Below are 18,481 nucleotides of genomic sequence, written 5' to 3'. Positions count from 1 at the left end.
TGGCGTACGACGCCGGACATGGCTCAACATAATCGAGGCATCTACATAATCGGCCAAAGCGGCTGATCGAATTCACGTCTGCATATGGCCGCTGCAGGTAGCGACGCGGCCTTTCGGAAAACGCGCATTTTTGGACACACTCTCTTCCAGGAAAATGCCTGCGGACTTGCGCAAGGGCAGATAGCCGATGTCCGTCGGCGCACCAACTGGAGATGGCTTTCAATGGCCATGCCGGTGACGGTGCAATCTTCAACGCTACATCTCGGAGGTGCCCCCTTGCCCACGTTCGGGCTATCTTCACCTAGGGCCCAGAAGCACCAGCAGAGCTGCGATCGCGGGTCTGCAAAGTCGCCTTTGCTATGCTGGCGCCTTTCCACTTTTCGCTGGCCGGCGCCGCTGCCTGGGCCGGCGAGCCCAATTTACGGAGTGGCTCCCATGGCCTCTATGCAAGAACAGTTTTTGAAAGCCGGTCTGGTCGACAAGAAGAAAGTCAATCTGGCCAAACAGGAAAAGAATAATCAGAAAAAAGTCGAGCGCCAGACCGGCACACAAAATGTCGAAGATGTGCGCCTGGCTGCACTCGAAACGCAACGCAAGAACGCCGAGCGGGCCCGCGAACTGAATGCCCAGCGCGATGCGGCCACCACCCAAAAGGCGATCGTGGCGCAAATTGTCCAAATGGTGCAGAAAAATCGTCAGAGCAAGGGTGGCGGCGACATTGCTTACAATTTCACCCACGGCAACAAGATCAAGCGGCTGTATGTGTCGCCTGCGGTCCAGGCGCATTTAATGGCCGGGCGCCTGGTGATCGTCTGCCAGGGCGACGCCACCGAATTGGTACCCAAGGTTATCGCGGACAAGATCGCCGAGCGCGATCCCTCGCTCGTCGTGCGCGTGAACAAGACCAGCGCAGAGGTCGATGCGGACGATCCCTATGCCGCCTTCCAGATTCCGGACGACTTGATGTGGTAGCTCGGTCGGCCCGCCTGGCGCGGACCGGGCAATGCGGCAAGTGCCGGATGGTTGCATAGTTGCTTCAAGGCCAGAATCATCTCCAGCACCAAGCGCTGGCTCTTGAAGGTATCGGATTCGCCGGAAATGGCTTTGAGGTCAGAGGCCCTATCGTTACCGGTACTCATTGCATTTCTTGTCTGGTCGATCACACTGGCTCCTGGGGGCCTCTGTCTGAATACGGCCATCAGCCGACGCTGGGGATTTTTCTCCATTGCGGCCGTTCAACCTGGCCCGTTCTCCATAGCAGCCATTCAGACAGATCCACCAATTTTCCCGTCTGAATTTCTGCTATGCAGTGGCTCGGGCCATTGACTATGCCGAAGGCATGCGACTTGACCGGGTGGTGTCAGAAGTTGGCTTGCCGCTCAAATGGGTGGCACTTCATTCAGGCGGTCGATCATGATGTCTCCGGGCTTCCATTCGCCATTGCGAATGGATTCAATAATTTTGCGCTTGACTTCCTTGTAGAGAGGCGCGCCGGATGGATTGAAGCCGACCAATCGTTCAACCATGACCTGTTCCTCGTCTGATTTGATTGCCGAGTATAACCAAATTATCATGATAACTAAATCACCCGAGTCATACAGGTCATACAGTTGACTAGTACAAATGGCGTGTCTAGTATCCATCTACAGCCTGTGTGCGGCTGCCAAACAAGGAGAGGGAAATGATTGACTTTGTAGTGCATGAGGACGGCGACTCGGTCGGCACGATCGTCGTTGAGGGCGTGAAGGCAGGTGCGAAGCTGACCGGTTGGGTCATGGAACAGGACCAGACAATCGCGGTGAAGACCGTGAGCGATATCCCGATCGGCCACAAGATCGCGCTCAAGGATCTGGCGAACAACGATACGGTGATCAAGTACGGCGTTGATATTGGCCGCACTGTCGCGCCGATAAAGGCGGGCGAGCACCTGCACGTGCACAACGTCAAGACCAAGCGTTGGTAGGCGGCGCTACCTTTACCAGCATCCAATCCTAGGACAAAGAGAATGATCACCAAAGACACAACGATTCAGGGCTACCGGCGCGAAAACGGCCGTGTGGGCGTTCGTAACCACGTCATCATCCTGCCGGTCGATGACATCTCCAACGCCGCATGCGAGGCGGTAGCCAACAACATCAAGGGCACGATGGCATTGCCCCATCCTTACGGCCGACTGCAGTTCGGCGCTGACCTGGACCTGCATTTCCGCACCTTGATTGGCACCGGCGCGAATCCCAACGTTGCCGCGGTGGTCGTCATCGGTATCGAAGAGGGCTGGACCAAACTCATCGTCGATGGGATCGCCAAGACAGGCAAGCCGGTAGTTGGTTTCTCAATTGAACTTCACGGTGACCATGACACGATTATGCGGGCCTCGAAAGCGGCGCGCGAACTGGTCCAGTGGGCGTCGGAAAAGCAGCGGGAAGCATGTTCCGTTTCCGATCTGTGGGTCTCTACGAAGTGCGGCGAATCCGACACGACTTCTGGCTGTGGCGCCAACCCGACGGTCGGTAATGCGTTCGACAAGCTCTATGCTCTCGGTTCCACGCTGGTCTTCGGCGAAACGACGGAGCTTACGGGTGGCGAACATCTGGTAGCTGCCCGCTGTCGCACGTCCGCAGTGAAAGATCAGTTCATGAAAATGTTCAACGGCTACCAAGACGTGGTCAATCGCCACAAGACTTCTGATCTTTCGGACTCCCAGCCAACCAAGGGCAACATCGCGGGTGGTCTGACAACCATCGAGGAAAAAGCGCTGGGCAATATCCAGAAGATTGGCAAGAAATGCATGGTCGACGGCGTTCTCGATAAAGCAGAAGCGCCAACTGGTCCGGGCTTGTGGTTCATGGATTCCTCTTCGGCGGCGGCGGAGATGGTTACGCTGTGCGCGGCGGCAGGTTATGTGGTCCACTTCTTCCCGACCGGCCAAGGCAACATCATTGGCAACCCGATCCTGCCTGTGATCAAGCTCTGCTCCAATCCCAGGACAGTGCGCACAATGGCGGAACACGTCGATGTGGATACATCTGGAATTCTCCAGCGCGAGATGAACATGGATCAGGCAGGCGACAAGTTGCTCGAATGCATGCTGCGCACCGCTAATGGCCGACTCACGGCAGCCGAAGCACTCGGGCACCGCGAGTTCGTGCTCACGCGTTTGTATGAAAGTGCCTGATCGCATCGACCCAAGGTCGCGAGCGAAATCCGGCGAAAATTGACCGGCTTGCAAAAAGCGCCCGCAGAGGCGCGCAACCCGGAATCGGCACTACACAATAATCATTGGAGGAGAACACCATGAAATTAGGATCCCTACTGGCCGCTTCTACGGCCGCGACGCTGCTGACTCTTGGCAGCGTGGCGCGTGCCGAGGTCGACGAACTCAAGATTGCCGAGCAATACGGCATCAGCTACCTGCCCTTGTTGATCATGGAAGATCAGAAGCTGATCGAAAAGCATGCAAAGGCGGCGGGCATCACCAACCTCAAGGTCGGCTGGTCCAAGTTCGCTGGCGGCAACGTGATGAACGATGCTCTGCTCTCCAACAGTCTGCACATCGCCACCGGCGGCGTCGCGCCCTTCACCACGCTGTGGGCACGCACCCGTGACAACTACCAGGTCAAGGGCATCGCCGCGCTGAATTCGATGCCGCTCTATCTCAACACCCGCAATCCCAACGTTAAGTCGCTGAAGGATCTGAGCGAGAAGGACAAGATCGCCCTGCCGGCGGTCAAGGTCTCGATACAAGCCGTAACACTGCAAATGGCCGCCGAACAGGCCTTCGGCGCCGGTCAGCACAACAAGCTCGACTCGCTGACGGTTTCCATGAGCCACCCCGACGGACAGGCCGCGCTCCTGGCGGGCAACGGCGAGGTTACGGCCCACTTCAGCGCGCCGCCTTTCCAGTACCAGCAACTGGCCAAGCCGGGCATCCGCAACCTGCTGAATTCTTACGAGGTCCTCGGCGGGCCGGGCACCTTCAACGTGATCTGGACTACCTCGAAGTTCTACCAGGAAAATCCGAAGATCTCCGCCGCCTTCGTTAAGGCCCTCGACGAGGCGATGGCCATGATCAACAAGGACAAGGCCTGGGCGGCCGAGGCCTATCTGCGGATCTCCAAGGATAAGGACACGCACGACAACATCCTGAAGATGCTCAACGATCCCAACATCATCTATACGACCACGCCGCAGAACGTCATGAAGTATGTAAACTTCATGTACAAGATCAACTCGATCAAGACCAAGCCCGTTTCGTGGAAGGACATGTTCTTCCCCAGCGCGCAGGATCTTTCCGGCAGCTAATCCTATTCCTGCATCGGCGAAACGCTTCCGACATTCAGGGATTTCAGAAGGATAGGCATGAACATAGATCAAAAGGGTTCTGGCCAAGTGGAGCCGTTGCTCGATGTGCGCGGCGTCACCCTCCAATACAAGACAAAAGAGCATCTCGTCACCGCTACCTACCGAGTTGACTTTAAGGTCTTCAAATCCGATCGCTACGTCCTGCTCGGTCCCTCGGGTTGCGGAAAGTCGACACTGCTGAAAGCGGTCGGCGGCTACCTGGCGCCGACCGAAGGCGAAATCCGACTCAAGGGCGCGGTGATCACCAAGCCCGGACCCGATCGCATGATGGTGTTCCAGGAATTCGACCAGCTAATGCCGTGGAAAACGGTTAGGGAAAACGTTTTATTTCCGCTGGTCGCGTCCGGCAAGCATGCGGGCCGGGCGGCCGAAGACAAGGCCATGCAGTACATCGAAAAGGTGAACCTGGTGAAGTTCGCCAATCACTACCCGCACATGCTGTCTGGCGGCATGAAGCAGCGTGTCGCCATCGCCCGCGGCATGGCGATGGAGCCGGACGTGCTGCTGATGGACGAGCCTTACGCCGCGCTCGATGCCCTGACCCGCCGCAAGATGCAGGAAGAGCTGCTGCAGCTGTGGGATGACACGCACTTCACGGTGATTTTCGTCACCCATTCGATTCCCGAGGCGATCAAGTGCGGCAACCGCATCCTCCTGCTTTCCCCGCACCCGGGCCAGGTCAAGGCCGAACTGGCCAGCGTGCCGCGCGATCCGCCCAATGCGGAAGCGGCGAAGGCGCTGGAAAACCGCATACACGACATGCTGTTTGTCGATGAGATCGAAGAACCCGAGGAGACGCAACATGCCTAACAAGGATGCCATGCTCATCGTGCGGCCGGAAATCCGCCACGAGCTGGTCGGCGCCGAAGCCTTCGGTGTAGTGGAAAAGCCGCTGTCCACCTTCGAGAAGCTCTACAACATCGGTGCCTTGCGCAAGGCGGCGATCCTGCTGGTGCTCGCCCTTGCTTGGGAGATCGGCGCGCGCTTGCTCGACAACGACCTGCTGTTTCCGACCTTCCTCGCCACCAACAAGGCCTTCATCAATGGCATCGCCAGTGGCGAACTCCTGATCAAGCTGTGGACCTCGCTCAAGGTGCTGCTTACCGGCTATGCGATCGGCATCGTGCTGGCTGCACTGCTGACGGCCATCGGCATTGCCTCGCGCATCGGCACCGATTTCCTGGAGACGCTGACGTCGATGTTCAATCCGCTGCCGGCGATTGCCCTTCTGCCAATCGCCCTGATCTGGTTCGGCCTCGGCAACGGCAGTCTGGTCTTTGTCCTGGTCCATTCGGTGCTGTGGTCGGTTGCGCTCAATACGCACTCGGGTTTCCTTGCGGTGTCTAACACGCTGCGCATGGTTGGCAAGAACTATGGCTTGGGCGGCTTTGCCTATGTCGCGCAGATTCTCATTCCGGCGGCATTTCCGAGCATTCTCACCGGACTGAAGATCGGCTGGGCCTTTGCCTGGCGCACGCTGATCGCCTCGGAACTGGTGTTTGGCGTCAGTTCGGGCTCGGGCGGCCTCGGCTGGTACATCTACGAGAACAAGAACCAGTTGGAGATCACCAACGTCTTCGCCGGACTCTTCATGGTGATCATGATCGGCCTCGCCGTGGAGAACCTGATCTTCCGTTACATCGAGAGCCGCACTGTGCGCAAGTGGGGCATGCAACATTGATCGCGGGGGAGCGGAGATGAAGATTGTCATAACGGAATTCATGGATATCGACGCGGTACGGACGCTGCAGGACCGCTTTGCAGTAAGCCACGAGCCGACGCTGTTTGACCGTCGCGCCGAACTGCTCGCGCTGCTCGCCGATGCGACGGCGCTGATCGTGCGCAACCGGACCCAAGTCGATGGCGAACTGCTCGCCGCCGCGCCACGGCTGCGCGTGGTTGGCCGGCTCGGCGTCGGCCTGGACAATATCGATGTTACCGCCTGTCGTGCGCGTGGCATCGAGGTCTTCCCGGCCACTGGCGCCAATGCGCTGGCGGTGGCGGAGTACGTTGTCGCCAGTGTCATGGTGCTGCTGCGCGGCGCCTACCTGTCCGGCGCGGCCGTCGCGGCGGGGCAGTGGCCGCGACAGGCGCTGTCCGAAGGCCGTGAAACGGCCGGACGTACGCTGGGCCTGGTCGGTTTCGGCGGCATTGGCCAGCTCACCGCCCGGCTCGCCCAGGCCATCGGCATGCGCGTGCTGGCCTGCGATCCCCTGCTGGCGGCTGATGCGCCGGCGTGGGCGGCAAGCGGCGTCGCGCATCGCGAACTCGAGCCGTTGCTGGCCGAGTCCGACGCGGTCAGCTTGCATGTACCATTGACGGCGCAGACGCGCGGACTGATCGATGCGAACCGCATCGGACTCATGAAGACGCAGGCGGTGCTGATCAATACCGCGCGCGGCGGCATCGTCGACGAGGCGGCCCTGGCACAGGCACTGCACAGCGGCAAGCTGGCCGGCGCGGCTCTCGATGTTTTCGATCATGAACCGCTGGCCGCCGGTTCGCCGCTGGCGACGGCGCCGAACCTGATCCTGACGCCACACATCGGCGGCGTCACCCGCGAATCGAACATCCGTGTCAGCACCCTGATCGCCGCGAAAGTGGCGGACTTCCTGCTGACCACTTGACACGCCAAAGCGACCATGCCCAAGGTATCCATCGAGCAATTGAACACTCTCGCCGGCGCCGCGCTGATGCGCGCCGGCGCATCGGCCGCAATGGCCCGCGCCACCGCTGCCGCGCTGGTGACGGCGGAGGCACAGGGTCTTGCCTCGCATGGCCTGTCGCGCGTGGCGCAGTATGCCGGTCACCTGCGCCATGGTCGGGTCAACGGCAACGCCGAACCGCGCGTCATCCGTGCCAAGGCCGCTGCCTGCCTGGTGGACGCTGACGAAGGATTGGCCTTTCCGGCCTGCGCACTGGCCATCAAAGAGGCGATCGCGCGTGCCCGCGAGTGCGGCGCGGCTTTTGCCGGCGTCACCCGCAGCCACCATTTCGGCGTCGCCGCCTACCACCTGGAAGCGGTCGCCGCCGCCGGCATGGTCGGTCTGGCCTTCGGCAATTCGCCGGCGGCGATGCCGGCCTGGGGCGGTCGCCGCCCGTTATTCGGCACCAACCCGATCGCGGCGGTGTTTCCGCGTCGTGGACAGGCGCCGCTGGTAATCGATTTATCGTTGTCGGAGGTGGCGCGCGGCAAACTGATGGTGGCGGCCAAGGCCGGCAAACCCATCCCCGCCGGCTGGGCGCTGGACAAGGCCGGCCAACCGACCACCGATCCCCAGGCCGGGCTCGACGGCATGATGCTGCCCGCCGGTGGCGTCAAGGGCGCCATGCTGGCCCTGGTGGTGGAACTGCTGTGCTGCGCCCTGACCGGCGCGGCCTTCGGCTTTGAAGCCGATTCCTTCTTCGCCGACGAAGGCAACCGGCCGCATATCGGTCAGGCTTTCCTGGTGGTGGATCCGGGAGCACTGGCGGGCGCCGAAGTGTTCGCCGAGCGCGTGGAAACCCTGGTGGCGGCGATGCTGCTCGATCCCGAGGTGCGCTTGCCCGGCTATCGTCGTCTCGAACTGCAACGCCGCGCCGAGACCGAAGGCATCGAGGTGGCGGCGCCGCTCTTAGAGCAGCTACGCGCGGCACCGGTAGGCTGAAGCGGGCGAACCCGCCGCGCACCTGCCGCCGATGGATTTGCCCCTGGAAACCCTGGCCGGCGCGGCGTTGATCGTCTTGCTCGCCTACACCGTGTTCGGCCTCAGCGGTTTCGGCTCCTCGATCACCGCCATGCCGCTTTTGGCGCAACTGTTCCCGCTTCGCTTCGCGGTGCCCTTGATGCTGATTCTCGACATCGCCGCCACCCTGCTGCTGGGCTTGAAGAATCGTGGCGCGGTGGAGCGACGGGAACTGCTGCGCCTGATCCCCTTCGTGCTGGTCGGCATGGTGTTCGGCGTGACGTTGCTGGTGAACGCGCCGGAGCGCGCGCTGCTGTTCCTGCTCGGCAGCTTCGTGCTGGCCTATGCCGGCTGGAGCCTGCTGTTCCGTCGCGGCACGCAGACCACTATCGCCACCGGCTGGGCTGTGCCGCTGGGGACAGTCGGCGGCGTGTTTACCGCGCTGTTCGGCACTGGCGGGCCGGTCTACGTGATCTACCTGGCCGGCCGGCTCCATGACAAAACGGTGCTGCGGGCGACCATCGGCACGCTGATCCTCATCACCGGCGTATCGCGACTGGTCCTGTTCGGCGGCGCTGGGCTATATACGCAGGAAGGACTGCTCCTGCTCGCCGCCGGCTTGCTGCCCTGTGCCATGCTCGGGCTCTACATCGGTAGCCGCCTGCACCACAGCCTGCCGCTGGAGCGGGTGGTGCAGGGAGTGTGGGCGATTCTGATCTGTGGCGGCGTCAGCCTGGTCTGGCGCAGCCTGCGCGGCTGACCCCGACCGAGGCGTTTGTTACAGGATCGTCTGGCCGGGGGCTGGACGCGGCTGAAGCGTACCGGTTCGCGGGAGTGCGCCGGTTCCGATAAGCGCCGCCGCCACAACTTCGTTCAAAGGATCAATGGATACATTGTCCATGGCGGTTCTGGAATTCTGAGCAGCCGACGAGAAGATCGTCTGACTCATGACGCTGCCATTGAATCGGAGCAATATTCATAGGCGTGCGTGAGTACGTACGAATAGCGCAGTTCCACCGGCTGATCCTTGAACGAGAATGCTATCCGTATTACCTGCAGCAGAGGATCGCCGACCTTCACACCGAGCAGACGGGCCCTGAGGGCGTCTGCGCTCACAGCCCGAACGCGTTCTTGGGTGCGAACGACGGTAACGCCGAAACCTTCCTGGTAGAGCTGGTACAGGGTGGCCGAGCGTTCCCGTAAGGTCCGCTCGGTAAGCCGCGAGAATAGCTGCTCCGGCAGCAGAATCTCGTCGACCACGACCGGGTTGCGGCCAAGTTCGAGCTTGTTGACGAAACGGAATAGGCGCGAACCTGGGTCAAGGTGAAGCATGGACATTGCAACCGGGTCGGCCTTCACCTTGCTGAATTCCATGAGTTCGACTTTCGGGTATTCCTTGTGGCCGTCCTGGCGGACAACGTGGAAGAAGGTGAACAGGTAGCGATCTTGATTGTGCGTAGCGACGAAGGTGCCGCGACCTTGATGCCGTATCAGGAAGCCTTCGCCCGACAGATCGTCGACCGCCTTGCGGATGGTGCCCATGCTTACGGCGAAGCGTTCGCAGAGTTTTTTTTCCGACGGAATGACCTCTCCGGGCTTCCATTCGCCATTGCGAATGGATTCAATAATTTTGCGTTTGACTTCCTTGTAGAGAGGCGCCCCGGATGGATTCAAGCCGACCAGTCGCTCAACCATGACCTGTTCCTCGTCTGATTTGTTTGCCGAGTATAACCAAATTCCCATGATAACTAAATCATACAAGTCATACAAGTCATACAAGTCATACTGTCGACTAGCGCGAGTGGCGTGTCTAGTATTCGTTTACGGCCTGTGTATGGCTGCCAAACAAGGAGACGGAAATGATTGACTTTGTAGTGCATGAGGACGGCGACTCGGTCGGCACGATCGTCGTTGAGGGCGTGAAGGCAGGTGCGAAGCTGACCGGTTGGGTCATGGAACAGGACCAGACAATCGCGGTGAAGACCGTGAGCGATATCCCGATCGGCCACAAGATCGCGCTCAAGGATCTGGCGAACAACGATACGGTGATCAAGTACGGCGTTGATATTGGCCGCACTGTCGCGCCGATAAAGGCGGGCGAGCACCTGCACGTGCACAACGTCAAGACCAAGCGTTGGTAGGCGGCGCGATTCAGGGCTACCGGCGCGAAAACGGCCGTGTGGGCGTTCGTAACCACGTCATCATCCTGCCGGTCGATGACATCTCCAACGCCGCATGCGAGGCGGTAGCCAACAACATCAAGGGCACGATGGCATTGCCCCATCCGTACAGCAATTCAATCGAAAACCGGCCACATCGAGCCAGTGAATTTCCTAAGCGATACCTTTCCGCGATTGTTTCGCATTCAGGGGCCGATGTATTCGGGTAATGTCCAAGCCGTTAAGCGTCTCTACGCCCTGTAAGCGTGAACAGCTATTCATTTGGGAATCGCATGCATTGCTTACGTCAATATGGTTTCCCCCGGCCTTACCCGCAGGAATTCGACCGGATTGCGTGAAATCCGAAGTTCGTTTTCAATCTGGCGCACCACGGTGTGACTGGACTTGTGCAGATCGCTGGTCTCGGGGAAGTCCTCACGGAAATGGGCACCGCGCGAATCCTCCCTCTCCAGCGCAGCCATTGCAATGACCCGGCTCACAGCAATCAGGTTCTTCAGGTTGAGCCAATCATGCCAAGCCAGGTTGAAGGCGGGGTCGTCACGGCCGACGCCGATGAGCGAAAGCTCGGCGTCGAGCCGGGCGAGTCCTTCCTGGCCGCGCCGCAAGCCTTCCGCCGTGCGCAAAATGCCGACATCGCTCCACATAAGCTCGTACAGGGCTTCGCGAATTGCCTCCATGTCGCCCGCAGCCTGGCGCAGTGGTGCCGAGTGTTGCATCACACCCTGCTTGATCGCGGCCTCATCCGGAGAACGCAGTTGCACATTACTCTTCACCCAGGCCGCCATGCTGTCGCCCGCGATACCGCCGAAAACGGTGGAGTTGGCGACGCCGTTGCCACCGAGACGATTGGCACCATGCACGCCGCCCGTGTCCTCGCCCGCGGCAAACAGTCCTTTCAGCGGAGTCGTGCAGTCCACTCGGAACTCCACGCCACCCATCATGTAGTGCGCCGTGGGCACGACCTCAACCAATCCGCTGGCCAGATCAAAGCCGCAGTCGGAGCAGCGGTCCACCATGCCCTTGAATTGCTTGCGCACGTTATCCGGACCAAGATGTCCCATTGAGATGTAAAGCCCGCCATTTGGGGTGGTATTGCCAGCGCGCATCTCGGTGAACATAGAGCGTGAAACAATGTCGCGAGTGGCGCGCTCGTTCCGCGGGTCGTACTTGTGCATGAAGCGCTGCTTGTCGCCGCCCAGTAGGTATCCGCCAGCGCCGCGCAGACCTTCCTCGATGATCGTGCCTGTGATGCGCATTCCTACTCCGGCCAGCACGCCGGTAGGGTGAAACTGAACCATCTCCATGTCGCGCAAGGGCAGCCCTGCACGTAGCGCCATGGCCAGACCGTCGCAGCTCTTGTCGCCAGAGGGGGTGTGGTACTTGTACATGGTGGGCCCCCCCCCAGTTGCCAGAAGCACCGCCTTGGCCTGCACGAACACAAATTCGCCCGTGCGCATGTCGATCATCAGCACGCCCGCTAGGGCCGTTCCATCAGGCGTCTTGATCAGCTCGATGGCCCGATATTCCTCCAAGCGCTGAATATTGCGTGCCCACACTTGTTCAGCTAGACGATTGATGATTTCAATTCCGGTCAGGTCGCCTTTGTGCACCGTGCGGTCGAAAGTTTGGCCGGCAAACGCCTTTTGATGCACCGTGCCGTCAGGGTTGCGATCGAAGAAGCAGCCGAGCTCGTTCTCGAGTTCATGGATGCGCTCGACCGCCTTGGTGACCAGAGTCCACGCGAGATTCTGGTCGGACAGCCATTTGCCTCCCTCGATCGTGTCCATAAAGTGGCGCTCAACGGAGTCGCCCTCGGCAAGGGCAACGTTATACCCACCTTGGACCATGCGTGTGCAGCCACACTTGCCTAGCAATCCCTTTACTGCGACCGTGATCGACAGTGAGGGATCGGCCTGATGCGCGTGCAACGCGGCAAATAAGCCGGCACCACCTGAGCCGAGAATCAGGATGTCAGTCTGTATCCGCTTTACGTTCATGCCGATTTGACTCCTAGACCGGCGAGCACCTGGGCGCGCCTACCCTGAGCATCCTCTCGCACGACGCTAAAAAGGCTACCTCCGTGACTGTCCATGGCAACCAGTAGTGGACCGAAATTGTGGATACGGAACTTCCAAAGCGACTCGGGGTTTAGATCGTCGAGGTCGACATCCTCAATTTGTTCAATCCAGGTCGTTTCGAGCGCCGCCGTACCGCCGACGATGGCGAGATAAGCGCCTCCCAACTCCTTGAAAGCGGTTTTCGAGGCTTCGCGCAACCCGCCTTTGCCAATAATCAAACGCACGCCACACTGGGTCATCAATGGCCGCGTGAAGCGCTCCATGCGGTCAGAGGTAGTCGTGCCGATGCATATCGGCGCGTACCCAGCCGGATATGTGACGCTCTTATCGACCTTCCTCACGTTGGGTGCCGTATGGATTACAGCGTGACCATCTAGGTCGAACCGCGTCTTACGCCCGCGGTCGAACAGATGAATTTGTGTTGCATCGCGGATACCAAATAGCGTCGATTGCAGGGTCACGGTGTCGTTAACGCGAAGTTGACGGACTTGTACTTCGCTGACAGGAGTGGTGAGTTCGAAATGTGCCATATTTAGAATCCGTAGCTGACGCCTTCCGGCGTAAAGATCGCCCGTGCGCGGCGGGCGGAATGACATTGCATGTTGACCGCGATCGGGTTCATCGTGATGTGCGTGGCGGCCAATTCGATATGTACAGCAAAGGCAGTTGAGTCGCCGCCGAGCCCCTGAGGACCGATACCCAGTTGGTTAACGGCCGAAGAGAGCTGCTTTTCAAGCTCGGCACCATCTGGGTCGCTGCAGCAAGTACCGAGGGCGCGGGTCGCAGCTCGTTTGGCCAGCGCCACGCACAAATCGGAAGTTCCCCCGAGGCCGACACCGACTATCGTGGGCGGGCAGGGCTTTCCTCCGGCCCCCAGCACGCAGTCGATGACGAATGTCTTGATGGCGTCGACGCCCTCGGCGGGGATGGCCATCTTGAGAAAAGAGTTGTTCTCGGATCCGCTACCTTTGGGCACCATCATGATCGAGAGCATCTCGGGAGTATCGGTGAAATCGATATGGATGACCGGTACCTCGATGCCGCAGGAACTATGCTCGTTTTTGCGAGTCAGCGGATGCACGACGGACGAGCGTAGCGGATGCTCCCGCGTTGCGCGCTCGCAACCCTTACGAATCGCTTGCGTCAATGCGTATCCATCCACATCAACGCCGCTGCCAATCAGTATGTTGTAGATCGGCAGGCCAGTGTCCTGGCAAAGCAAGTTGTTCGTGTCCTCGGCGACCTGAATATTGGTCACCATGGTCGCTAGAATATTCTGGGCGGTAGAGCCACTTTCGCCTGCCACCAAGTGGTTGAAGCCTGCCTTGATATCTGGAGGCAGTACCTTCAGCGCCCGGATGTACAACTCCTTGGCAGCCTCTTCAACAATCATCAAATCGATTTTCATATTTTTCTATCTTTCGACCAATTCGGTTTAGTGACGCGGAAGGGACTAACTGATTAATGCAAGTGCAAAAGCCAGGCTTGTAGCAATGCCGAACCCCAAGGTGCCAGCGATCCAGTTCTTCCGCAGCCCTGACCACGGGCCGAATTCGACCAAGAGAATCCGCACGCCGCCCATCATATGCAATGCGAGCAGGAGCACCAGACCCCATTCACCGAACTTGAACAACGCCTGGTCGGTAAATCTGAGAAATCCGTCAAGTGCCACTTCCCCTTGGATCGCCAAGCCCATTGCCCAGAAGTGCACCGGCAGAAATGCGGCGAGAGCGAGTCCCGATACACGGTGGACCACGAAAGCCCAATAGGCGGGATGATTGCGGGCGCGAAAATCGTTAATGCGTGTCATGCTGCGACCACCCCATAGACGGTCCGCAGACCCATGATCGCAATGAGGGCGCTAAAGAGGCCTGCGCCAATCGTGACCTTGGATCCGCGCCACCCTGCCCACTCCTCAGCAATCGCCACCAGACCGATCGGTACATGCACTGCGCAGGCCAGGACCAACAGAGTGTAGAGGGAGGCGAACAATCGACTTCCATGAGTGCGGCCAAGAATCTCGGCAGCGCTGAGTCCGCCACGTACGGCATAGATCATGACAGCCAAGTGACCCAGCACACATACGGCCATTACCATCGCGCTTGCCCGCTGCCAGTACCAAAGTTTGGCTTGCGTTCTCGAACTTGTCATATCTCCCCCCTCAATGCGGCCATCGCCACAAGCATCTTCAGGCCAGCTATGCCAGCCGTCGGTTCGATCTGTTTCGGGCAGCGCTCGGAGCATGAGCCAAGGCTATGGCAAGAGTTGCAACCCGCGTCGCCCGCGACCACTTTCAGACGCTCGGTCTGCTGGATATCCCGCACATCATTGACGAGAGTCCACGCCCTGTTGAGAGCAGCCGGCCCGAGATATTCCGGGCGCCATCCCACAACATCGCAGGAGGCATAGCAAACGCCGCAGCCAATGCACTCGATCCCTGCATTGGCGGCGATGCGTTCCTTTGATTTCGGGTCGACCCGCGCAAATTCGTCCTGACGATTTTGCTTGCCTTTAAATTGTCCTTTGGCCCGCGCCCCCTTGTCGAAGAACTCGCGCATATCGGTAACAAGATCCTTGATGATGGGCAAGTGCGAGAGAGGTGCGATTTCAAGCCGGCCATCTTTTTCAACCTTGGAGACATTAGTCCGACAAGTCCAGCGTGCGACACCATTCACGGTCATTGCGCAAGAGCCACACATGCCAACACGGCAGGCAAAGCGGTAGGCAAGCAAGGGATCAAGATTGCGCTGGACGTAGGTCACGACATCCAGCACTGTCTGGTTTTCCTGGCGCGGGACATCAAATGTCGCGAAGCCGCCCTCTTTCCCGCCGCGCCAGATCTTCACTTTCAGGTTCTTGGTCATGAAACGTTCTCTGCCTTCTCGTTCGGCGATGGGCACCTACCCAGCGTGCCGCGATTTGTTCAGGATGACCTATGTATTACGGTCGGTTGCGGCATTCTTGTGGATATCATCACAAAATAAAAGCCAATATTACTTTGACTAAGGTAAAGTTATTTTTTATCATCATGTTCTCGTTTGCTTGACCCAATGCCCTCCTTTCGTACATTCAAGACTTTCCTTGCTGTGACCAGGCATGGAACATTCGCTGCCGCAGCGAAGGAAATTGGGCTTACAGCGGCCGCAGTAGGCCTGCAAATTCGATCGCTCGAAGAGGAGCTGAATCAAGTCCTATTTGACCGCGGGGCACGTTCCGTCGTGCTCAATACGGCAGGGCGACGAGTTGTACCGCAAGTCAAGGAACTATTGCTGAGATATGAGTCGTTAGTCGCTTCGGGTGATACGGACGAGCTATCCGGCACGGTGGTCATGGGGGCGCTCGTGTCCGCATTGATGGGCGCTTTCGCCGATGCGTTATGGAGCCTAAAACACGCGCATCCGCGACTAGAGGTTAGGCTCCTTGCCGGACTATCGGCCGACTTTGCTCGCAGGGTTGAAGTTGGCGAACTCGATGCTGCGGTGGTAACACAGTCACCGCGCCCACTTCCGTCGGGCTTGGTGTGGTCCCCGCTCTACGCCGAACCGATGGTGCTGATCGTCCCAAGGCGTCCTCATTTCAAGTTGATGGGAAACCCCCTAGACATATTATGCGACGCACCCTTCCTGAGATTCGACAGGCAGACGTGGACGGGTTACCTCGTCAATGAGGTATTGAGCCAGTGCAAGGTGACCGTACGCGACGAGATGGAGTTGAATTCTGTCGAGGCAATTGTAGAAATCGTGCGCCAGGGTTTTGGCATCTCCATTGTGCCGCGATTGGCCAACATTCAATGGGCACGCGATCAGAGCTTAAAGATCATTCCCCTGCCTGGTAACGCTGTCCAGCGCCACGTCGGTCTGATCGAGCGTACCCGACATAGTCGGCAGCAGTTTACAGATGCGATCAAGCAGTATTTTCAGGCGCGTAACGGAGACGATCAGGTGAAAAACGTGCGCGCTAGACAGACCTGAGGTCGCAGGTGTTGCAGTGAGCTGTACCGCGCCTGCTCGGAGATATCATTAGTCCTTAATGCATCAGGACCGGGATCCACCCCTTTGCTGCTCCTTTTTTGGGCGATTGCTTCGCCCATCAGAGCAGAGATATTCACTTATCTACCAGCACTAATTTCCGGGGCCACCTCTCACCACCGGATCGGCCAGCAGAAACGCGGTGACGAACTCGTGGCGGCCGAGTTGCATGAGTTCCATTCCGCGCAGACTGTAGCCCAGCCGCAGCAAGGGGCAGGGCTGCATGTCGTCCGCTCGCCGCCGCTGCCATCCGCGCCAATGGCGCCGGCATGACTAGGGAAGCGAGACCTGGCGCGCTTCCGTCTTGAGTTCCACCACCGCATTCACCAGTTGCCGCGATGCGGCTTCGAACGCCCCGTTCAGGGCCTTCATGGCCGCGGCCCTGTCGCCTTGTTCGACCTTGCGCACCACCTCGGCGGCGCAGGCGTGGAAATGGGCGTGCTTCCTCACCACGTCTTCGTAGGCCGGCGTCGTCCTGTATTGCGCACCCTCGCCGCGTATCCACTTGCCGAAGGCACACAAGCCAGCGTCGCCGGCGGCGATGCTATCAAAATCTTCGCCGCCGGCATTCTCGATCAATCGGGCCAGGCGGATCTTCCATATGACATGGGCCGCCATTGCGTCGTCGAAATTCATAAGCCTGTTTCTAAAAGGGTTTTAAGTATTATTGCTAAAGTAATACTATGGACTTCCCGCTTGCGCTGTCAAGAAAATCCGTGCGACTGACGTGCAAGGCCGTGGCGCCAGCGGCGCAGGCGCGTCGCGCCGGGGCGCGGAGGAGTAAGATATGGCGCATCCGCCGCATCCCTGAGCAAGCCGTTTTTCCATGCCCCTGTTCGTCAATTTCCGGAGTGTCGTCCACGCACTTTCCGACTCTTTGGACCTGGTGGGCATCGACGACGTGCATCATGGCAAGCGCGTCGGCATCATGGCGGTGGAAATCCTGCGCGAGCTCGGCTGGTCGCGGCAAGACCAGGAAATGGTCTTCGATGCCTGCCTGCTCCACGACATCGGCGTCTCGACCTCCGACCTGCATCGGCAACTGGTCGCGGAATTCGACTGGATAGGATCGCAGACGCACGCAAAACTCGGTGCCTTCCTGCTTTCGAAGTTCCCGCCGCTGGCGCATCTGGCGCCGGCGATCCGCTTGCACCATACGCATTGGGCCGAACTCAAGGATCGCTACGGCAAGACCGAACGGATCGCCAACCTGATTTTCCTCGCCGACCGCGTCGATGTCCTTGCCGGGACGGCCATTCTTAATGACGAATTGCTGGAGGGCGTGCCGGCGATCCGGGCCAAGGTGCTCGAACAGGCCGGCAGCATGTTCGACCCGGAACTGGTCGCGGCCTTCGTCAGCGTCTCGCGCAAGGAGGCATTCTGGCTCGGCCTCGAAAGCGGGCCGGTGGCGGAGTACATGGCGCGCATCTCCCGCAGCGCGCGGCAGGAAGAGACCGGCATCGAGACCCTGCTCGGCGTGGCGGCGCTGTTTTCCCATGTGGTCGACGCCAAGAGCCACTTCACGGTGGATCACTCGCAGGGCGTGGCGCGCGTCGCGGCTTATCTCTGCGGCATACTCGGCGACAGTTGCAAGCTCGATCACGAGGACTGCGCCAAGCTGGAGTTGGCGGGCTATCTGCACGACCTGGGAAAATTGCGGATTCCGGATGCCGTGCTCGACAAGCCCGGCCCGCTCACCAGCCGCGAGCGCAGGCAAATCACCAGCCACGCCTACGAGACCTACCGGATCCTGTCGCGCATCCCGGGCTTCGAGGACATCGCGCTATGGGCTTCCTACCATCATGAAATGCCCAACGGCGAGGGTTATCCGTTCCGCCTGACCCGCGACGAGATTCCGTTCCAGGCCAGGATTCTGCGGGCGGCCGACATATTCCAGGCGCTGGCGCAGGATCGTCCCTATCGCGATGCGCTGCCGGCCCCTGCCGTTCTCGACCACTTGCGCCTGCTGCGCGAGGAAGAACAACTCGATCTCAGCATCTACGACGCGATCGCGGCCAACCTGCAAGAGGTCTACCGCCTGGCGCAGCCTTGTGCCGATCAATTCCGAATGAACTCAAGGCTGGCGGCAAGCGATCCGATCGTGGTGTCGTAGCGCCGTGGGGCGGACCGTAGGGCGGACTGTAGGGCGGACTTCAGTCCGCCATCCA

The 18,481-nt window shown here is 59.6% G+C and carries 23 protein-coding genes; 13 read left to right on the top strand and 10 right to left on the bottom strand.

Going from position 1 to position 18,481, the window contains the following annotated elements:
• Positions 1–435: 435 nt before the first annotated feature.
• Positions 436–972 (top strand): DUF2058 domain-containing protein, encoded by a 537-nt coding sequence (locus RMO95_RS16490; RefSeq protein ID WP_310451743.1) that lies wholly within the window; start codon positions 436–438, stop codon positions 970–972.
• A gap of 407 nt (positions 973–1,379) precedes the next feature.
• Here the strand turns inward: RMO95_RS16490 and RMO95_RS16485 are convergent, their stop codons facing one another.
• On the bottom strand, positions 1,380–1,526 hold the full coding sequence (locus tag RMO95_RS16485) for a hypothetical protein (protein ID WP_310451742.1): 147 nt from the start codon (positions 1,524–1,526) through the stop codon (positions 1,380–1,382).
• 155 nt (positions 1,527–1,681) lie between these two features.
• On the opposite strand from RMO95_RS16485, the gene RMO95_RS16480 reads away from it, so the two are divergent.
• The 8 genes from RMO95_RS16480 (at position 1,682) to RMO95_RS16445 (ending at position 8,787) form a co-directional block, all read left to right on the top strand.
• A complete protein-coding gene (locus tag RMO95_RS16480) occupies positions 1,682–1,963 on the top strand; it encodes a UxaA family hydrolase (RefSeq protein ID WP_310451733.1) in 282 nt (93 codons plus the stop codon).
• A 42-nt stretch (positions 1,964–2,005) separates the two neighbouring features.
• Positions 2,006–3,175 carry a UxaA family hydrolase gene (locus tag RMO95_RS16475; RefSeq protein ID WP_310451741.1) on the top strand — a complete coding sequence of 390 codons (1,170 nt, stop codon included), beginning with the start codon at positions 2,006–2,008 and terminating at the stop codon, positions 3,173–3,175.
• A gap of 119 nt (positions 3,176–3,294) precedes the next feature.
• Positions 3,295–4,302 (top strand): ABC transporter substrate-binding protein, encoded by a 1,008-nt coding sequence (locus tag RMO95_RS16470; RefSeq protein ID WP_310451740.1) that lies wholly within the window; start codon positions 3,295–3,297, stop codon positions 4,300–4,302.
• A gap of 57 nt (positions 4,303–4,359) precedes the next feature.
• Positions 4,360–5,172 (top strand): ABC transporter ATP-binding protein, encoded by an 813-nt coding sequence (locus RMO95_RS16465; RefSeq protein ID WP_310451739.1) that lies wholly within the window; start codon positions 4,360–4,362, stop codon positions 5,170–5,172.
• Entirely contained in the window at positions 5,165–6,043 is an 879-nt protein-coding gene (locus RMO95_RS16460; protein WP_310451738.1) for an ABC transporter permease, read from the top strand. Before RMO95_RS16465 ends, RMO95_RS16460 begins: the two co-directional genes overlap by 8 nt.
• 16 nt (positions 6,044–6,059) lie before the next feature.
• Positions 6,060–6,989: a hydroxyacid dehydrogenase gene (locus RMO95_RS16455; protein WP_310451737.1), complete on the top strand. Its 930-nt coding sequence runs from the start codon at positions 6,060–6,062 to the stop codon at positions 6,987–6,989.
• Positions 6,990–7,004: 15 nt separating this feature from the next.
• On the top strand, positions 7,005–8,009 hold the full coding sequence (locus tag RMO95_RS16450) for an Ldh family oxidoreductase (protein ID WP_310451736.1): 1,005 nt from the start codon (positions 7,005–7,007) through the stop codon (positions 8,007–8,009).
• Between the two features lie 31 nt (positions 8,010–8,040).
• Positions 8,041–8,787, top strand: coding sequence for a sulfite exporter TauE/SafE family protein (locus RMO95_RS16445; protein ID WP_310451735.1), 747 nt, complete (start codon positions 8,041–8,043; stop codon positions 8,785–8,787).
• 185 nt (positions 8,788–8,972) lie between these two features.
• On the opposite strand, the gene RMO95_RS16440 is transcribed toward RMO95_RS16445, so the two are convergent.
• Entirely contained in the window at positions 8,973–9,722 is a 750-nt protein-coding gene (locus tag RMO95_RS16440; protein WP_310451734.1) for a GntR family transcriptional regulator, read from the bottom strand.
• A 164-nt stretch (positions 9,723–9,886) separates the two neighbouring features.
• Here RMO95_RS16440 and RMO95_RS16435 point away from each other — a divergent pair, with 164 nt between their 5' ends.
• Positions 9,887–10,168 carry a UxaA family hydrolase gene (locus tag RMO95_RS16435; protein ID WP_310451733.1) on the top strand — a complete coding sequence of 94 codons (282 nt, stop codon included), beginning with the start codon at positions 9,887–9,889 and terminating at the stop codon, positions 10,166–10,168.
• A complete protein-coding gene (locus tag RMO95_RS16430; RefSeq protein WP_310451732.1) occupies positions 10,162–10,416 on the top strand; it encodes a UxaA family hydrolase in 255 nt (84 codons plus the stop codon). Before RMO95_RS16435 ends, RMO95_RS16430 begins: the two co-directional genes overlap by 7 nt.
• A gap of 72 nt (positions 10,417–10,488) precedes the next feature.
• Here the strand turns inward: RMO95_RS16430 and RMO95_RS16425 are convergent, their stop codons facing one another.
• From RMO95_RS16425 to RMO95_RS16400, 6 genes are all read right to left on the bottom strand, one after another.
• The gene (locus tag RMO95_RS16425) at positions 10,489–12,204 is read right to left on the bottom strand and encodes an L-aspartate oxidase (RefSeq protein WP_310451731.1); all 1,716 of its coding nucleotides are present in this window, start codon (positions 12,202–12,204) and stop codon (positions 10,489–10,491) included.
• Complete coding sequence (locus RMO95_RS16420) at positions 12,201–12,815, bottom strand: fumarate hydratase C-terminal domain-containing protein (RefSeq protein ID WP_310451730.1); 615 nt, start codon at positions 12,813–12,815, stop codon at positions 12,201–12,203. Before RMO95_RS16420 ends, RMO95_RS16425 begins: the two co-directional genes overlap by 4 nt.
• Positions 12,816–12,817: 2 nt before the next feature.
• A complete protein-coding gene (locus RMO95_RS16415; protein WP_310451729.1) occupies positions 12,818–13,693 on the bottom strand; it encodes a fumarate hydratase in 876 nt (291 codons plus the stop codon).
• 45 nt (positions 13,694–13,738) lie between these two features.
• Positions 13,739–14,095 (bottom strand): succinate dehydrogenase, cytochrome b556 subunit, encoded by a 357-nt coding sequence (gene sdhC, locus RMO95_RS16410; RefSeq protein WP_310451728.1) that lies wholly within the window; start codon positions 14,093–14,095, stop codon positions 13,739–13,741.
• Positions 14,092–14,343 (bottom strand): hypothetical protein, encoded by a 252-nt coding sequence (locus tag RMO95_RS16405; protein ID WP_310451727.1) that lies wholly within the window; start codon positions 14,341–14,343, stop codon positions 14,092–14,094. The genes sdhC and RMO95_RS16405 overlap by 4 nt, the downstream gene beginning before the upstream one ends.
• Positions 14,344–14,432: 89 nt before the next feature.
• Positions 14,433–15,149: a succinate dehydrogenase/fumarate reductase iron-sulfur subunit gene (locus RMO95_RS16400; RefSeq protein ID WP_310451726.1), complete on the bottom strand. Its 717-nt coding sequence runs from the start codon at positions 15,147–15,149 to the stop codon at positions 14,433–14,435.
• 186 nt (positions 15,150–15,335) lie between these two features.
• On the opposite strand from RMO95_RS16400, the gene RMO95_RS16395 reads away from it, so the two are divergent.
• A complete protein-coding gene (locus tag RMO95_RS16395; protein ID WP_310451725.1) occupies positions 15,336–16,256 on the top strand; it encodes a LysR substrate-binding domain-containing protein in 921 nt (306 codons plus the stop codon).
• Positions 16,257–16,406: 150 nt separating this feature from the next.
• Here the strand turns inward: RMO95_RS16395 and RMO95_RS16390 are convergent, their stop codons facing one another.
• Together RMO95_RS16390 and RMO95_RS16385 are read right to left on the bottom strand one after the other, a co-directional pair.
• Positions 16,407–16,538 (bottom strand): hypothetical protein, encoded by a 132-nt coding sequence (locus tag RMO95_RS16390; protein WP_310451724.1) that lies wholly within the window; start codon positions 16,536–16,538, stop codon positions 16,407–16,409.
• A gap of 48 nt (positions 16,539–16,586) precedes the next feature.
• The gene (locus RMO95_RS16385; protein WP_310451723.1) at positions 16,587–16,949 is read right to left on the bottom strand and encodes a CZB domain-containing protein; all 363 of its coding nucleotides are present in this window, start codon (positions 16,947–16,949) and stop codon (positions 16,587–16,589) included.
• 190 nt (positions 16,950–17,139) lie between these two features.
• Between RMO95_RS16385 and RMO95_RS16380 the strand changes: the two genes are divergently transcribed.
• Positions 17,140–18,426 carry an HD-GYP domain-containing protein gene (locus RMO95_RS16380; RefSeq protein WP_310451722.1) on the top strand — a complete coding sequence of 429 codons (1,287 nt, stop codon included), beginning with the start codon at positions 17,140–17,142 and terminating at the stop codon, positions 18,424–18,426.
• Positions 18,427–18,481: the final 55 nt, after the last annotated feature.

Source organism: Sulfuritalea sp., from assembly GCF_031426875.1.
Lineage (GTDB): Bacteria > Pseudomonadota > Gammaproteobacteria > Burkholderiales > Rhodocyclaceae > Sulfuritalea.
Note: the sequence above shows the minus strand (reverse complement) of the source record. Positions and strands in the feature narration are given on the sequence as shown.

What these genes read in the sequence shown, in the direction of transcription:
- RMO95_RS16395 (WP_310451725.1), top strand. Translation starts at nt 15,336, where the DNA reads ATGCCCTCCTTTCGTACATTCAAGACTTTCCTTGCTGTGACCAGGCAT.
- RMO95_RS16465 (WP_310451739.1), top strand. Translation starts at nt 4,360, where the DNA reads ATGAACATAGATCAAAAGGGTTCTGGCCAAGTGGAGCCGTTGCTCGAT.
- RMO95_RS16450 (WP_310451736.1), top strand. Translation starts at nt 7,005, where the DNA reads ATGCCCAAGGTATCCATCGAGCAATTGAACACTCTCGCCGGCGCCGCG.
- RMO95_RS16490 (WP_310451743.1), top strand. Translation starts at nt 436, where the DNA reads ATGGCCTCTATGCAAGAACAGTTTTTGAAAGCCGGTCTGGTCGACAAG.
- RMO95_RS16420 (WP_310451730.1), bottom strand. Translation starts at nt 12,815, where the DNA reads ATGGCACATTTCGAACTCACCACTCCTGTCAGCGAAGTACAAGTCCGT.
- RMO95_RS16470 (WP_310451740.1), top strand. Translation starts at nt 3,295, where the DNA reads ATGAAATTAGGATCCCTACTGGCCGCTTCTACGGCCGCGACGCTGCTG.
- RMO95_RS16485 (WP_310451742.1), bottom strand. Translation starts at nt 1,526, where the DNA reads ATGGTTGAACGATTGGTCGGCTTCAATCCATCCGGCGCGCCTCTCTAC.
- RMO95_RS16405 (WP_310451727.1), bottom strand. Translation starts at nt 14,343, where the DNA reads ATGATCTATGCCGTACGTGGCGGACTCAGCGCTGCCGAGATTCTTGGC.
- sdhC (WP_310451728.1), bottom strand. Translation starts at nt 14,095, where the DNA reads ATGACACGCATTAACGATTTTCGCGCCCGCAATCATCCCGCCTATTGG.
- RMO95_RS16390 (WP_310451724.1), bottom strand. Translation starts at nt 16,538, where the DNA reads ATGCAGCCCTGCCCCTTGCTGCGGCTGGGCTACAGTCTGCGCGGAATG.
- RMO95_RS16385 (WP_310451723.1), bottom strand. Translation starts at nt 16,949, where the DNA reads ATGAATTTCGACGACGCAATGGCGGCCCATGTCATATGGAAGATCCGC.
- RMO95_RS16460 (WP_310451738.1), top strand. Translation starts at nt 5,165, where the DNA reads ATGCCTAACAAGGATGCCATGCTCATCGTGCGGCCGGAAATCCGCCAC.
- RMO95_RS16475 (WP_310451741.1), top strand. Translation starts at nt 2,006, where the DNA reads ATGATCACCAAAGACACAACGATTCAGGGCTACCGGCGCGAAAACGGC.
- RMO95_RS16400 (WP_310451726.1), bottom strand. Translation starts at nt 15,149, where the DNA reads ATGACCAAGAACCTGAAAGTGAAGATCTGGCGCGGCGGGAAAGAGGGC.
- RMO95_RS16435 (WP_310451733.1), top strand. Translation starts at nt 9,887, where the DNA reads ATGATTGACTTTGTAGTGCATGAGGACGGCGACTCGGTCGGCACGATC.
- RMO95_RS16415 (WP_310451729.1), bottom strand. Translation starts at nt 13,693, where the DNA reads ATGAAAATCGATTTGATGATTGTTGAAGAGGCTGCCAAGGAGTTGTAC.
- RMO95_RS16455 (WP_310451737.1), top strand. Translation starts at nt 6,060, where the DNA reads ATGAAGATTGTCATAACGGAATTCATGGATATCGACGCGGTACGGACG.
- RMO95_RS16445 (WP_310451735.1), top strand. Translation starts at nt 8,041, where the DNA reads ATGGATTTGCCCCTGGAAACCCTGGCCGGCGCGGCGTTGATCGTCTTG.
- RMO95_RS16480 (WP_310451733.1), top strand. Translation starts at nt 1,682, where the DNA reads ATGATTGACTTTGTAGTGCATGAGGACGGCGACTCGGTCGGCACGATC.
- RMO95_RS16440 (WP_310451734.1), bottom strand. Translation starts at nt 9,722, where the DNA reads ATGGTTGAGCGACTGGTCGGCTTGAATCCATCCGGGGCGCCTCTCTAC.
- RMO95_RS16425 (WP_310451731.1), bottom strand. Translation starts at nt 12,204, where the DNA reads ATGAACGTAAAGCGGATACAGACTGACATCCTGATTCTCGGCTCAGGT.
- RMO95_RS16380 (WP_310451722.1), top strand. Translation starts at nt 17,140, where the DNA reads ATGCCCCTGTTCGTCAATTTCCGGAGTGTCGTCCACGCACTTTCCGAC.